This window comes from Morganella sp. BCCO 40_0007 (assembly GCF_032989665.1).
Taxonomy (GTDB): Bacteria; Pseudomonadota; Gammaproteobacteria; order Enterobacterales; family Enterobacteriaceae; genus Morganella; species Morganella sibonii.
The window spans coordinates 128,442-143,839 of the sequence record NZ_JAVBIN010000003.1; the positions used below are offsets into that span (position 1 = coordinate 128,442).

Sequence of the window (15,398 nt, forward strand, 5' to 3'; positions counted from 1 at the left end):
TATGTGTTCTATTTGGTTTTTATTTGATGCTTATAACGCCATATGGATATATTTAATTTCTTCATTTACAATAATTCACACTTCATAATAATTATCAGCATCAAGTTGATTCCTGTAGTAATTATGAATTACGTGCGTAGTATTACTAATCCATGATTTGAATATTTTGTCGTTTGTTTATTTTCACTAACAGAGCCGGCGGTACCACATCGCCATACGTTTTTATTGACTCTAAACAACGAATAACTGTATTAGGTAGAAACGATGAATAAAATCGATGTTTTTTCAAAAGCAGGAAAGGAACTGACATACAGCAATGCTAATGTCATCAAAGTTCCGCAGCCCGGCGCAATCGTAAAGGTAAATATACCTACGAATTCAATTTCCGGAGCAGTAAAATCAGGTAATAACTTAGTCATTCTTCAAAAAAATGGTGAAAAAATCACTCTTGAAGATTTTTTCCCGGCTGGCGGAAATGCTGAGCCGACTAAATTAGTTATTGCTGATGGTGAATACCTGTATCAGGCTAATTATGATTCAGATAATTTCTCCGGGCTTGAATTCTCAGCTGTCAGCAGCATGGATGAGGTTATCAGCGGTGAAGGTACCGATCAGGGGTTAAACCCTGCAGTATGGATCGTTCCTTTAGTTGTTGCCGGTGTTGCCGGAATTGCGATTGCAGCCAGTAACAGCGGCGGCGGCGGTGGTGGCGGCGGCGGCAGCACAAAACCTGTAACTCCTGTCAATCCGGATGATAAGAGCCAGGCAAAATTTGACGAGCAAGTCGCTAAAACTAAAGCTGAGTTGACTGTCACTAAACTGGATGCCCTGAAAGCCGCTGTTGAAGCATTGAAAGCTGAACCTACGGCAGAAAATCTTGCAAAAGTTCAGAATGCTAAAGCAGCGTTAGCCGAAGAATTAGCTGCTCTTCAGACGAAAGTCACTGCTTTTGAAGTATTAACCAAAGCAGCAGCAGAAAATAAACTGAATACCACTGAAGCGAAAGCACTGCTGGAAAAAATTGCTTCAGAAATGGGTGATGCGACAACAGTATCAGAGAATGCCGATACTATTGCAAAAGTAGTATCAGATCTGCTGGATTATGTTAGTGGTCTGGATACTGCTTTCACTACCATGAAAGACGTTCTTGCTGCATCTGAAGCTGCTAAAACTCAGCCTTCTGATACAAATGTACAGTCTGTGCGGGAAGCACTGACTGCATTGCAGAGCAAACTGGCTGAACTTAAAGCAGGACTGGAAATCAGCCTGAAAGCGGCAGCTGAAAAAGGAATTGCGACAGATACGTTAAAAGCACAGGCTGATGCTGCTCTTAGTAAGGTTGAAAGTGAAATCGGGACGATCACTTCTAACCTGGAAATTGCAGAAGCTAATCTGGCTGCCGTCAATGATGCATTTGCCAAAGTGACTGCTTATAACGAGAAAGTATTAGCTGCTGAAAACAAAGTTAAAGAAGCTAACCTTGCTGTTGAAGCGGCGAAAAATGCCAAAGAACAGGCGATTAAATCAAACAGCCTTGATAAAGTTGATGAAATCAATGCGCAAATCAAAGCGGCTAACAACGATCTCATCAATGCCAAGCAGGCACTTAATGAGCTGACGACAGCCCGTGAAGATGCAATCAAAGCGATTGAGAAAATCAGCCCGGATGTTGCTGCCAGCCATAAACCGAATACTGATAATCTGAAAGACGTTAGTGTAACGCCTTCAGAACCGATTGAGAAAGGTATCATTGTTAAAGAAGCAAAAGGTATTTTTGAGGCAATCAAAGATGGCCTGGCTTCACTCAAAGATTTGGCAAACAGCGAATTCAAAGAATTTGTTGATAAAGTTCTTGCATCCAAACCTGTTGAAGTTATCAAAGACATGATTCAGGGTGCAAAAGATGCTATTTCTAATATCGGCAGCACTATCTGGACCGCAATTAAAGCACCAGTTGAAGCCTTTAAAGCAGGTTTTAAAGGTGTAAAAGACTTTATTTCAGAAACCGGCAACATTATCAAATCTGGTATCAAATTTGGTATTGATGCTGTGAAAGAAGCCATTTCCGGCGGATTTAAAATTTTCAAAGATGGCATCTCTGATGTTTATCAGGCAGTGAAGAAAACGGCTCTTGATGCAATCAAAGATATGAAATTTACTGATTGGATTAATCCGATAAAAGTAATTGGTTTAGGTAAAGACATCGTTATCAGCGGTATTAAAGCAGGCATCAAAGCTACCTGGGATGCAGTTAAAGCAATTCCCGGCAAAGGATTCGAATTTGTTGTTCAGAAAATAAAAGACGGCGCAAAACTGATTAGTGATCATGTTTCAACTCAGTTTGGCACTGTGAAAGATTCTGTACAGGAAATTGTCAAAATTTTACACACTGCTTTTATTAAAAATCCGATCGATACCTTCGTTAAGCCTGTCATTGATGCGCTTAACCCGTTCAAGGCTATTCCGAAATGGGGTTCAATTATTATTGAGTCCATTAAAGATGGTATTGATATCCTGAAATCGCTTAAAGATATTCCGGGTAAAGGTATTGAAATTATTAAAGATATGATCAGTGATATTCTGGGCTCCTCCAAAGGCGATAAAGTCTCTGAAGGTGACGGAAATGAAATTAAGGCATTCCTGAAAGAAATCACAGATGCTCTGGAAACCCACACTGATGAAGTTGCTAAAGTCAGTGATGGTAAAGCAGCTGATGAAATCAAAGTGACTGATGAAGTTAAAGCTGCTGATGAAGTTAAAGAACCGGCATTCGAATTAAACGAACTGCTGTCTGAAAACAATACCGGTATCAACCTGGATGCAATTGCACCTAAAGAAGAGACCGTAAATGTTTCAGTACCTTCTGAAGCACAGGCAGAAACACAAGTATTTGTGAATCAGCCAATGATTGATGATCAGGCTAACCTCGTGAGTATGGTTGCTTAATGTAATATCAGATAATACCCTGCATAAGGAATATGCAGGGTATTATAAACCCAGCTCAATCTGATGAAACGTATGAAATTTTGTAAAGTTCGCTATCTGTCTGCTTTAGTCACAATAATATTTCATAGTCAGTCTTTTGGTAACAATGATACTTTTTATCCGGTAACATTTGATGCTAACGGAAAAAAGACAGCACTGGTATTTGGTGTTTTTTCTAAGTCCGATTCAGACTCAAATTCAAATTTAAACTCAGATGAAAATAATAATCTCTCTGTAAATACAAAATTAAACACGTCTCCCGGCATGTTAAATAGTCCGCGTTATTTGAATCAGAATGCAAATCCTGATGAATCTGAACAAAATAGTGAAATTGACGTGGCATCCCTGCCGGGATATCAGCAGATACCCACACTAAAAAATACCGGACCGACAGGTAATTACGGAAATGTTGATATCCGTTCAATTGTGGATATGGCCATTTCCTGGCACCCTGCAATTAAACGTTCAGGCCGCGAAGTGGAAAGAGCCAAAGAAGCGATTGAAGAAGCTAATTCAGCTTATTACCCGTCATTAAATATGGGGGTAAAAACCGGACTGGAACAAAACGATTATGGTAACGGAAATGATCGTTCGAATAAAATTACTGTTGCCGCTGAGCAGATGATCTATGACTTCGGAAAAACTAAAACAAAAGTATCATTAAATGAATTAAATACAGTTTACTCAGAATACGAACTGGAAAAAGAAATTAATGACATTGCATATCAGACGGTAAATGCCTATTTGCAGGTAGTAAAATACAAACAACTTATTGAAATTGCTGATGAGCAATTATCCGGCTTTGCTAAAATTAATGAAATCGCCAAAAAACGAACGGCCCTGGGTGCCAGTGCAGAGTCAGACTACTCACAATCAAAAGTCAGACTGGCCTCTTCGGTATCACAGCTGAATGACTATAAATCCCAGTATAACCGCTGGAGTGCCACCCTGAATAACATGGTTAACAAAAGTATTTCAGACAAAATAGTTATCCGCTTTCCTGATGAATTACAATCGTCCTGCACAATGCGTATGGATGAAGCATTTTCATCTCCGATGATTCGTATTGCGGAATCTCAGGTAAGTGTTGCCAGAAAACAAATCGAATTAGCAAAATCTGAACATTACCCGACAATTTCACTGAATCCATTCTATGAATATGAAATAGAAGACAGGAACAGCAATAGTTACTCCAACCGAAATAAAGATAAATTTGGTGTTTATCTTAATGTAAAAGCACCGTTATATCAGGGAGGCGCAATATCATCCCGTGTCCGGCAAGCAGAACAGGCATTATATGCTGCCAATAACAATTTAGAAAATGAATATACTAACTCACGGTTAAAAATATCTGAATCATCCAGTCAGGTTGAAAATGCCAAACTGAGTTTACAGGCCAAATTAAACCGGGCAACCGAATCTATACGCACGCGTGATTTATATATGATGCAATATGAACAATTAGGAACCCGCTCTTTTACGGATTTAATCAGTGCGGAATCAGAAATCCATCAAACAAAAATGGACATTATTAACAGTGAATACAACATTGCCAGTTTTTCTGTCGAATGTTTATACCAGACAGGTACATTGGCACAAAATTTCTCTAAATTCTAATGAAGGATTAAACTGTGAGTGTCGATTTTCTTGATGATGTCATTGACAATGAACAAGCTGAAAAACAACATTATTATGAAAGCTGGCGTAAAGCCATTATTCAGATAGCGCACTATTACCGCTTAAACATATCTGAACAAAATATCCTGATTACGTCTTTATGGAGTAAAGACATGCAGGAAACAGCGGTAATCCGTATGATGACCAAACAAGCCGGATTATCATATAAATTTAACGCTGTCAAAAAATATAAATTTAACACCTGGCTCTTTCCTCAGGTAATTGAATTTAATGACGGTCAGCTGGCGTTATTAAAAAATATTGATAATAACGGTAATCTGGTTATCTCTTATGTCGAGGATGACGGATTAATATCTGTCCTGTCCCGCAGTGAGCTGGAAGAAAAAGCTTCACGGATAGTGACATTAAGACCGGTGAAAAATGCTGCAGATCCGCGTATTGATGATTATGTAAAACCAACTGAAAAATACTGGGTTTGGAAAATAATCTTTGCGGATATGAAGCCTTATTACTTTGTGATTCTGGGCTCCTTGTTTGTCAATATACTCGGTTTGGCCGGTATTACTTATTCTATGCAGACGTATGACCGGATCATACCCGCGCAATCATATCCGACCATGTGGGTTCTGTTTTCGGGTGTTGTACTTGCCTTTATTTTTGATTTTACCTTAAGGCTGCTGCGTTACAGCGTTGTCGATATTCTGGGCAAACGCGCTGATTTAGTGATTTCTGACCGCGTATTCGGTCGTTCATTACGGATTAAAAACGGATTCCGCCCGAAATCGACAGGAACATTTATTTCCCAGTTGCGGGAATTAGAACAAGTCCGCGAGATGATGACATCGTCAACCGTTGTTGCCATCGCTGACCTGCCCTTCTTCTTCTTATTTCTGGCTGTCATTTATTCCCTCGGCGGAATAGTTTTCGTCGTTCCGCTGGCCGGCATGATCCTGATGGTATTACCCGGCTTTTTCGCACAGAAAAAACTGGCAGTACTGGCTAACTCAGCAATGCGTGAATCCAGCCTGCGCAACGCGATGCTGGTGGAAACCGTACAGGGACTGGATGATATTAAATTCTTACAGGCAGAACACCGTTTCCAGCAGCAGTGGCTGCATTACACCAAAACAACGGCTGAAAATAGCCTTGAGCTGAAACACCTGACGCACAAGCTGACATCATGGTCATATCTGATACAAAATGCCGTGTTTGTCTGCGTGGTTCTGGTAGGCACACCACTGGTTATGGATGGTGAATTGTCAACGGGGGCACTGGTTGCTTCATCTATCCTGAGTTCACGTATGATGGCGCCTATTTCTCAGATCGCCGGTATTCTGACCCGCTGGCAACAAACAAAAGTCGCGATGTCAGGCCTGGACAGTATTATGCAGTTACCGGTTGATCATCCTGAAAATACAAAGATGGTGCATCGCCCTTCATTAACCGGTCAGTATTCTGTCCGTGATGCTTCCTTTGTTCACAATCAGGAAAGTAAGCGCATTGCGATTAAAGTGACAAAACTGGATATCTCACCGGGTGAAAAAATTGCGCTGCTCGGTCGTAACGGTTCAGGCAAATCATCTTTACTCAGTGCTCTGGCGGGTATGATGATCCAGCTGGATGGTGAAATTACACTTGATCACCTGAATATCAGCAATATTGACCCTGCCGACTTACGCAGAGACATTGGTTATTTAACACAAAATTCGCGCTTGTTTTACGGTACTATCCGGGAAAACATTACATTAGGCATGCCGGTTGCTGAAGATAGTGAAATTATTGATGCTATCCGCCTGACTGGTGCTATTAACTTTATTAATCAGCTTCCTGATGGTTTAGATTATGTTATTCAGGAAGGTGGCAGCGGATTATCAGGCGGACAACAGCAGACACTTTTATTAACAAGATTAGTGTTACGTAACCCTAATATTATTTTACTGGATGAACCAACAGCAGCTTTAGATGAAGTTACTGAAAAAGAATTCACAGATAATATGAAATCCTGGCTGAGTGGCAAAACAGTTATTATTGCTACACATCGCAGAAAAATCCTTGAATTAGTTGATCGTGTAATAGTCGTCTCGCAAGGAGAAATCCTTATGGATAAACATAAAAGTGATGTTGCAGCTTCGATTTAACAGGTGACAATATGAAAAAATCATTATTCAAAAACATATCGTCATTTATAAGAGATGTTTTTATGAAAAATAGTACATCTCACAGTTATGACGGTGTTGATGAATTTTCACATGATGAAGGTAAAGATGTTACTGCAAGCCGTGCGGCAACTATATTATTTTCCATTATGGGTTTTTTATCCGTTTTTTTAATCTGGAGTGCCTTATTTAATATAGATGAAGTTTCAAAAGGCAATGGTAAGGTCATTCCAAGCTCAAAAGAGAAAATTATCCAGTCAATGGATGGCGGGATTCTCGAGAGTATTCATGTAAAAGAAGGACAAATTGTTGATGCCGGTCAGATTTTAGTTCAGCTTGATATTACACGGACACAATCTACGGTTGCAGAGTCAGAATCAAAATATCGTGCATTACTGGCCCAGCAATCCCGGCTGTATGCCGAAGTAAATAAAGTTCCGTTAGTATTTCCGTCAGAATTGGATGAATTTACTGAATTAACCGGTGCGGAAAAACGGCTTTATGATTCGCGCCGGCAGCAGTTTGAAACGTCGATGAAAAATATCAGGGATTCAAAATCATTGCTGAACCGTGAGTTAGCGATCAATTCCAGGCTGGCAAAAGAAGGCGCATCAAGTACCGTAGATGTTATCCGCTTAAAAAAACAGCTTGTTGATTTAAGCATGAAAGAGTCTGAACTCCTTTCTGATTACTATGTCAGATCACGGGAAGAACTGTCCAAGGTTTCCGCTGAGATAGGTTCATTGTCTCAGATTATACTCGGACGTAAGGATATGTTATCGAAATCAACTATCCGCTCTCCTGTCCGGGGCGTTGTCAAAAATATTGAAATTAATACTATTGGCGGTGTTGTGCCACCAAATGGCGAGTTAATGAATATTGTTCCTCTGGATGATAATCTGTTAATAGAAGCCCAGATATCACCACGGGATATTGCATTCATTCATCCCGGACAAGCTGCAAAAGTAAAAATTACTGCGTATGATTATTCAATTTATGGAGGACTGGATGGCGAAGTAGTTACTATTTCACCAGACACGATTAAAGATGAACAAAAACCGGATCTTGTTTATTACCGTGTTTATATAAAAACTGATAAGGATTATCTGATAACAGATAGTGCAAAACAGTATTTTATTACACCCGGAATGGTAGCCAGTGTCGATATCCGAACCGGAAATAAAACAGTTTTGCAATACTTAATTAAACCATTCAATAAAATAAATGAAGCTCTCAGAGAGCGGTAACAGGTAAATATCATGAGTAATAATAAAAACACTGAGTTCAAAGAAATCACTGTAGCTGAAAAGAAATTCTTCATCATTAAACTTGATCCGTGGAGACGTTTAACTTTTATTGCTGATTTCCAGAAAGACTTTCTGATTCCTGTCATCAACAGTATCGGTGAAGAAAAAATAAGTGGTATGTTAAATAACAGCAATGCTGCAGACTTTGACTTTATGTCTGTTATTACATCATTATCTGGTGTTATCGATGGCAGCACCATTGAAAAATGGACAAAACGTATCTTAAATGAAGGTCTTGTTATCTACTTACGGGATGATGAAAAGAAAGCGAAGCTGGCTTTTGTTGAGCTGAATGATTTTTTCACTAACCCGATAGATATTCTGATGTTAATGAAAGACGCGATTATGTTTAACCTTGAAGGGGTTACTGACTTATTTAGTAATTTCAAACAATCTCCGACACTGGCTGAAGGCTAAGAACAGACTAAAGCTAAGACAAAATCGTCATAAATAAAAATCCCGGCAGAGAAAACCTCTGCCGGGATTTTATTATTTATCTGCATTTTAAATACCCCCTTCCCTCTGAAAAACAAAGTCCGTTCAAAACAACCAGTTTCGTTATAAGTGATATATTTTTTAGTTTTACTAATGCATACAATAAAACCAGACCCAATGACATTATCAGCACTTTGAGCTGAATAAAAAACATTTAATAATTATGATGCTCTAATATAGCATATATCATGTATTCAATTACACGACGTTTACTAACGTTAAGCTGTTATCGTATAATTTAATTTGCTGTATCTGTTTCTATTTTTTATCTTATAAAACATATATTTCAAAGGGCCTTTACCATGACCAACATCCTAAGTATAGATGGCTACTCAGCCAATTCGTCTGATGGCGAAAATAAAGTAAACAAAAATAAAAAAGTGGGAGACTATGATGAAAACGGAATAGCGTCGGATAAGAGCGCGAATTCATCTATTGATAACATCAGCAATCTTGCCAAGAAAATCATTGCTGAAGATGAAAACAAATCCGCACTGACAAACACCCGTTCATCACTGAAAAATGCATTTCCGTCAACCGGAAATACAGATACTGCCAATACTGCACGCTCATCTTCACCAGCTGAAGAAATTAAACCTGCTGGTAAAACAGAGACCGATTCAGCTAAAAATACCGATATCAGTAATTTCAGTGAATCAGAATCAGCAGTGACTGAACCGGTATTTATTTATGATTCTGTAAAAAGCAACCATGCAAATATTTCAGCTGATTTCGTCCAGGATGCAACAAGCTCCGTCACGCCTGATAATCTGGCTGGTACCACAATACCGGATATGGCCGCCGTCAATACGAATTCAAATGATCCCGTATCCACGACAGAGGTATTATCCGGTTCTGAAGTAAATAGCGATACCGCTCAGTCAGGCGCTTCAGAAGCAACTGTCACACCAGAAAAAACAGAACCTGCATCGACCTCTCTTTCTGATATCATCAATGGTATTAAAAATTTATTATCCGGCCTTGATGGTTCATTCCTTTCCAATTTAAAAGCCCTGCTATCAAATGCGGTTAATATTATTAAACCGGTTAAGGACTTTATTGGTAACATTAGTGAAAAATTAAAAGGTATTCTTGATGGTGGCATCTTTAAACTGCCTGCAAAAATACTGGAATTCTTTAAGAGTGATTTTAGTAAAATCCTTGAGCTTCCTAAAAATATACTGAAATTCATTTCAGATAAACTCAAGCCTGTTCTGGATGGGAGTATTTTAAAATTACCATCAAAAATCATTGAATTTGTTAAAAGCAACTTTGACAAACTGTTTGAATTACCGAAAAAACTGATTTCATCTGTTACTGAAAAAATAAAATCTGTTTTTGATGATGGTATTTTTAAATTACCATCAAAAATTATCGAATTTATTAAATCTATAACAGGTAAGTTTACTGACACTTCAGATAAACCTGCTGCATTCGGTATGGCAAAAGCCGCAGCTGAAGAAAACAGCCCGCTGAAGCTTCCGGCGAAAATTTTAGAATTTATCAAAACTAATTTTGGTAAGTTATTTGAGCTGCCTAAAAAACTGCTTACATCTGTCACCGAAAAAATCAAATCCATTTTCGATGGCGGCATCTTCAAGTTACCATCAAAAATTATCGAATTTGCAAAAGAAAATTTTGGTAAGTTATTTGAATTACCGAAAAAACTGATCTCATCTGTTATTGAAAAAATCAAGTCTGTTTTTGATGGCGGTATCTTCAAGTTACCATCAAAAATTATCGAATTTGTAAAAGAAAATTTTGGTAAGTTATTTGAATTACCAAAAAAACTGATTTCATCTGTCACTGACAAAATTAAACCTGCTTCCGACGGCGGCATTGAAAAATCACCATCAAAAATTATCGAATTTATTAAAACAAATTTCGGTAAGTTATTTGAATTACCAAAAAAACTGCTCACATCGGTTACCGAAAAAATTAAATCCATTTTCGATGGCGGCATCTTCAAGTTACCATCAAAAATCATTGAATTTGCTAAAACAAATTTCGGAAAATTATTTGAATTACCGAAAAAACTGATTTCATCTGTCACCGAAAAAATCAAATCTGTTTTCGATGGCGGTATCTTAAAATTACCAACAAAAATTATTGATATTGTTAAATCTGCATTTGGTAAAGTACTTGAACTGCCGAAGACAATTGTTAAGTTTATCAGTGATATCCCGAAATCAATTGGTTCAATCAGTGACAAAACCTCAGGTTTAATCAGTAAAGTTATCGGTAATATTGAAAATAACATTAAAACCATTGCTGATTCCATGGCAAATACTGCTCACAATATTACCTCTGCACTTCTGAAAGGCACAGTAGGTAATTTTAATGAGTTCGTATCAACCATTGGTGGTTCGATTGATAATGTCATTAAAAGTCTTTTTGGTAATATCGGTACATTCTTCAGCAGCCTTCATGAAACCGTATTTAATGTCATTAAAGGAATTGGTGAAAGTACATCTTTCATCACGACGGGTATTAAAAACTTCTTTGACAACATGACAGAAAGTGCCACAACAAACGTGGGCAAAATTACCAATCTGATCAGTGATATTGTTACTAAAGTAACAACCGGCATTGACAGTATCGTTAATTCAACAAGTAATGGTTTCAGTAAATTTGTCGAAGGGATTAACAGTGTTGTGAATTCGTTTAGTGACGGATTTGGTAAACTGACCGGCGGTATTGATGGCCTGGTCAATACACTGAGTAATGCCTTTACTAAAATTATCACCGGTACACAAAGCGTTATTGATGTTATCAGTAAAGGTGTGAAGACATTTGATGATGTGATGAAAGTTGTCGCCGGTACCATTGAAACAGTCAAAGATATTCCGATTATCGGTACTTCAATCACCTTAATTGACGATGCAATTAAAGGGCTGTTTAAACTCGCTAACCCGATTGAAGGTATCAAAAAAATCATTGATATGGTCAAAGAGTTATTACCTTTAATCAAACCATTCTTACCGGGCGGAAAATCTTCTGCACCAATGGAAAAAGCAGCGATCGAAGAGAAGCATCATGATAATGAGATGGTTAAATCTTTCGCAGAAAAAGCAGCCTTTGGTGAAACACACGAAGATACCCTGCTCGGCAAGCTGTTAGCGGATAAAGCTGTTCAGGATAAATCAGCAATGTCTGACTTAACTGAAACGACAGCAGATCATGTATCTTCAGCAGATAATGCAATGCCTGATATGTTGTCAGACAGCGATCTGGTCATTGATAATGGTCATATTTCAACTGAATTGTTAGGGCCGGCTGAGCAGGTTGCATTCAGTTCTGTTTCTGCAGAAACTGATGTCACTGAAGCCAGCCACAGCGATCTTATCAACAACCTCTTTAACCAGGATAATCAGCACTTTGCGTTAGTTGCCTGATAACAGATATTAGCCGGGGTCTGATTTCTGTACTGAAATCAGACCTTTTAATACTGTTTCCTGAATCCCTCAGTGGCAACTATGCTGACACTGAGGGATACATCAGACCTGACCCGCCACTGAAGAATTCGCTTTCACTGACACAAACCTGAACGCTCCGGCTGCCGCTTTCTGCGGATTAAGGCGGAATTGCGATCAACCTGTTTTTTACGTTATTCCCGGCCCGGTAATTTCTTCCAGGTCACTTCGTTGCGCAGATATACCGGCTCGGCGGATTCGGGGGCTGATGTTTCCCCGCGACGCAGTGCGTTCAGTGCCGGCGGCAGCATATCCTGTGCATGCGGCAGGGTAATCTCTGTCATCAGCGTCTTAATGGTCAGTGCTTCCTGCATCTGCGGATATGCGGCCCAGCCGGTACCGGCCAGTCCCCATTCCCCGGAAAGTTCAGCACAGCGCGTGACAAAATCAGCCGGTTTCAGCACCGCTTCCGCCAGTTCCTGCCGGAAAATACCCTGCTCATCCCGGACATAGGCGGCACAGTAGACTTCATCCATACGGGCATCGATGGCGACCAGTACCCGGGAAAGCCCGGTGGTACGAAAAACGCCTTCCGCCATGGTTTCCAGTGATGAGACACCGATCATCGGCAGTTCAGCGCCCAGCGCCAGTCCATGAGCAATCCCGACACCAATCCGGACACCGGTAAAACTGCCCGGCCCCTGACCAAAAGCCAGCGCATCAAGATCACGGAGAGTGAGATTCTGCGCAGCCAGTACCGCCTGCACCATCGGCAGGATACGCTGTGTGTGTTCGCGGGGGGTGACGGCGAAATCGGCAGTGATCTCACCATTGTTGTAAAGCGCAACAGAACAGGCTTCTGTTGCCGTATCTAAGGCTAAAATTCGGCTGGACATGCCATAACTCCGGCAAATAAATAAGGTTTATGGTAACAAAAAAATCATCGTAACAGTGACTTTTATTGCAAAACGGATTCAGTTTTAGTCTGCTGTGCGGCGCTGTGACTGCCGGGCTGCCAGGAATTCCGCCGCTTTGGTCAGTGAGCGTGTCCGCGGCGACGGCGGCAGACTTTTCAGGAATATTTCCCCGTAAGGCCGCATAACTATCCGGTTGTCGCAGATCACAATTACGCCGTAATCCTCCGTGTCACGGATAAGCCGCCCGACCCCCTGTTTGAGGCTGATCACCGCATCCGGGATCTGAACATCACGGAACGGGTCACCGCCGCGCACCTGACAATCCTCCATCCGTGCTTTCAGCAGCGGATCATCCGGCGCGGTAAACGGCAGTTTATCGATGATAACGCAGGTCAGCGCATCGCCCCGCACATCCACCCCTTCCCAGAAACTGGCGGTGGCCACCAGCAGTGCATTACCGGAGGAGATAAACTCACTGAGCAGTTGCGTTTTGCTGGTTTCCCCCTGCACCAGAACCGGCAGTGTCAGTGACTGGCGGAATTCGGCGGCCAGATCGCGCATCATCTGGTGTGAGGTGCATAAAAAGAAACAGCGGCCACGGTTATGGTTGATCAGCGGCCGCAACTGTTCCGCCAGCTGTTTTGCCGCGCCGTACTGATTCGGGGACGGCAGAAAACGCGGCACACAGAGCAGCGTCTGTTCCTGATAATTAAACGGGCTCGGCAGGATCAGCATTTCGGCATGATCAAGCCCGAGGCGGCGGGTAAAATGGTGCAAATCGTCATTCACCGACAATGTGGCCGAGGTGAACACCCATGCCATCTTCTGACTGCTCATCATTTCGCGGAATTTGTCTTCCACGGTCAGTGGTGTCAGCGCCAGCAGAAAATGGCGGCCATAACTTTCAAACCAGTAACTGTAACCGGGGATGGAAACATCTTTCAGCCGTTTGAGGCGGTTGCGGTACAGGGTCGCCCGTTCGAATGCGGCATCCAGCATCGCGGAGCGGCCGAGGGAGAGTTTCATCACGTCATAACAGAGTTCCAGTGCATCATCGAGCAGCGTGAGTGCCCTCTGAAACTGCGGCTGTGCCAGCAGTTCGCGCAGATTACCGCGAAAACCGGTATCACCGAGTGCCAGCCGGAAATCCTGAACACTCATGGTCAGGCGGTCGGCACATTTCTGTAACTGCGCCTGGTCACGCAGTTCACTGCGGTACGCCAGCGTGATATCACGGGTGAGATCAAATAACTGACGGCTGCTGAGCTGCTGGCCGAAATACTGACTGGCAATATCCGGGATCTGATGTGCCTCATCGAAAATGATCACATCCGCTTCGGGGATAAGTTCCCCGAAACCGGTATCTTTTACCACGCGATCGGCCATAAACAGGTGATGGTTTACCACCACCACATCCGCGTCCAGCGCCTTGCGCCGGGCTTTCAGTACAAAGCACTCTTTATACTGCGGGCAGTCGCTGCCGAGACAGTTATCGTTGGTACTGGTGATCAGCGGCCAGACCGGGCTGTCTTCCGGAATATCATGACAGGTGGTGATATCCCCCAGCTCAGTCACACTTGCCCAGCGCCGTGCGGCCACTATCTGCGTGAGTGTTTCCGGCTCCATATTAATATCGCCGAGGGTCTGCTGCTCCAGCCGCTCGAGACAGAGATAGTTTGAACGCCCTTTAAGCAGCGCCACTTTACCGTCATAGTCCAGCGCCTGAACAATTGTGGGGAGATCGCGGTTATAGAGCTGATCCTGCAACGCCTTGGAACCGGTGGAGATAATCGTTTTCTTTCCGGCACGCAATGCAGGTACCAGATAGGCGAAGGTTTTGCCGGTCCCGGTTCCTGCTTCCGCCACCAGTTGCCCCTGCGTTTCAATTATCCGGCTGATCGTTGCCGACATCGTCACCTGAGCTTCCCTCGGCTGAAAACCGGGAATGACACGGGCTAAGCGGCCGTTTTTTGCAAAATCGTCTGACACGCGCGTTCTCTTCTGACAAAATAGGCGGTAATTATGCCAAGGCTTGAGCAATAGCACCACCTTGCTGTGTAAGAAACTGGATATATTTACAGGAGAGAGAATGACAATTCAGCGAATTGATCCGGAAGACCGCTGGTCTGAAGCGGTAGTACACAACAACACCGTTTATTACACCAGTGTTCCGGAAGATCTGAGCGGCGATATCACTGCCCAGACCACCAGTGCCCTGCACGCAATTGATAAAATTCTGGCCCGCGCCGGTTCAGATAAAAGCAAAATCCTCGATGCGACCATTTTCCTCGCAGATAAAGCGGATTTTGCCGGTATGAATACCGCCTGGGATGCATGGGTCGCCAAAGGCAGTGCACCGGTGCGCTGCACCGTGGAAGCTGCGCTGATGCACCCGGATTATAAAGTCGAAATTAAAGTTATAGCAGCAGTCTGAGTGCTGAGAAAGCAGAGATCTCTGTTAATTCAGTGTCTCTGCTGATGACGGGC

Annotated in this window: 9 protein-coding genes; 7 read left to right on the forward strand and 2 right to left on the reverse strand. The window is 42.0% G+C overall.

What is annotated here, in order from left to right; all coding sequences use genetic code 11:
* The first annotated feature begins 264 nt into the window (after positions 1-264).
* The 6 genes from R5268_RS04885 to R5268_RS04910 all read left to right on the forward strand — a co-directional run bounded on the left by R5268_RS04885 (position 265) and on the right by R5268_RS04910 (position 11,976).
* Complete coding sequence (locus R5268_RS04885) at positions 265-2,946, forward strand: BapA/Bap/LapF family prefix-like domain-containing protein (protein ID WP_218455541.1); 2,682 nt, start codon at positions 265-267, stop codon at positions 2,944-2,946.
* A gap of 63 nt (positions 2,947-3,009) precedes the next feature.
* A complete protein-coding gene (locus tag R5268_RS04890; RefSeq protein WP_317418855.1) occupies positions 3,010-4,602 on the forward strand; it encodes a TolC family outer membrane protein in 1,593 nt (530 codons plus the stop codon).
* A gap of 14 nt (positions 4,603-4,616) precedes the next feature.
* Entirely contained in the window at positions 4,617-6,761 is a 2,145-nt protein-coding gene (locus tag R5268_RS04895) for a type I secretion system permease/ATPase (RefSeq protein WP_247719198.1), read from the forward strand.
* 11 nt (positions 6,762-6,772) lie between these two features.
* Positions 6,773-8,026, forward strand: a complete 1,254-nt coding sequence (locus R5268_RS04900) for an HlyD family type I secretion periplasmic adaptor subunit (RefSeq protein ID WP_218455539.1) — start codon at positions 6,773-6,775, stop codon at positions 8,024-8,026.
* 12 nt (positions 8,027-8,038) lie between these two features.
* Entirely contained in the window at positions 8,039-8,503 is a 465-nt protein-coding gene (locus tag R5268_RS04905; protein ID WP_218455538.1) for a phage tail assembly chaperone, read from the forward strand.
* 380 nt (positions 8,504-8,883) lie between these two features.
* A complete protein-coding gene (locus R5268_RS04910) occupies positions 8,884-11,976 on the forward strand; it encodes a hypothetical protein (RefSeq protein WP_317418856.1) in 3,093 nt (1,030 codons plus the stop codon).
* Positions 11,977-12,188: 212 nt separating this feature from the next.
* On the opposite strand, the gene tsaB is transcribed toward R5268_RS04910, so the two are convergent.
* Positions 12,189-12,890: a tRNA (adenosine(37)-N6)-threonylcarbamoyltransferase complex dimerization subunit type 1 TsaB gene (gene tsaB / locus R5268_RS04915; protein ID WP_317418857.1), complete on the reverse strand. Its 702-nt coding sequence runs from the start codon at positions 12,888-12,890 to the stop codon at positions 12,189-12,191.
* Positions 12,891-12,974: 84 nt separating this feature from the next.
* Complete coding sequence (locus tag R5268_RS04920) at positions 12,975-14,900, reverse strand: ATP-dependent DNA helicase (RefSeq protein WP_317418858.1); 1,926 nt, start codon at positions 14,898-14,900, stop codon at positions 12,975-12,977.
* A gap of 100 nt (positions 14,901-15,000) precedes the next feature.
* Here R5268_RS04920 and R5268_RS04925 point away from each other — a divergent pair, with 100 nt between their 5' ends.
* Entirely contained in the window at positions 15,001-15,345 is a 345-nt protein-coding gene (locus R5268_RS04925) for a RidA family protein (RefSeq protein ID WP_004237501.1), read from the forward strand.
* Positions 15,346-15,398: the final 53 nt, after the last annotated feature.

Bases quoted from the DNA above. Each gene is read 5' to 3' on its own strand.
- tsaB (WP_317418857.1), bottom strand. From the start codon at position 12,890: ATGTCCAGCCGAATTTTAGCCTTAGATACGGCAACAGAAGCCTGTTCT.
- R5268_RS04910 (WP_317418856.1), top strand. From the start codon at position 8,884: ATGACCAACATCCTAAGTATAGATGGCTACTCAGCCAATTCGTCTGAT.
- R5268_RS04890 (WP_317418855.1), top strand. From the start codon at position 3,010: ATGAAACGTATGAAATTTTGTAAAGTTCGCTATCTGTCTGCTTTAGTC.
- R5268_RS04900 (WP_218455539.1), top strand. From the start codon at position 6,773: ATGAAAAAATCATTATTCAAAAACATATCGTCATTTATAAGAGATGTT.
- R5268_RS04925 (WP_004237501.1), top strand. From the start codon at position 15,001: ATGACAATTCAGCGAATTGATCCGGAAGACCGCTGGTCTGAAGCGGTA.
- R5268_RS04905 (WP_218455538.1), top strand. From the start codon at position 8,039: ATGAGTAATAATAAAAACACTGAGTTCAAAGAAATCACTGTAGCTGAA.
- R5268_RS04885 (WP_218455541.1), top strand. From the start codon at position 265: ATGAATAAAATCGATGTTTTTTCAAAAGCAGGAAAGGAACTGACATAC.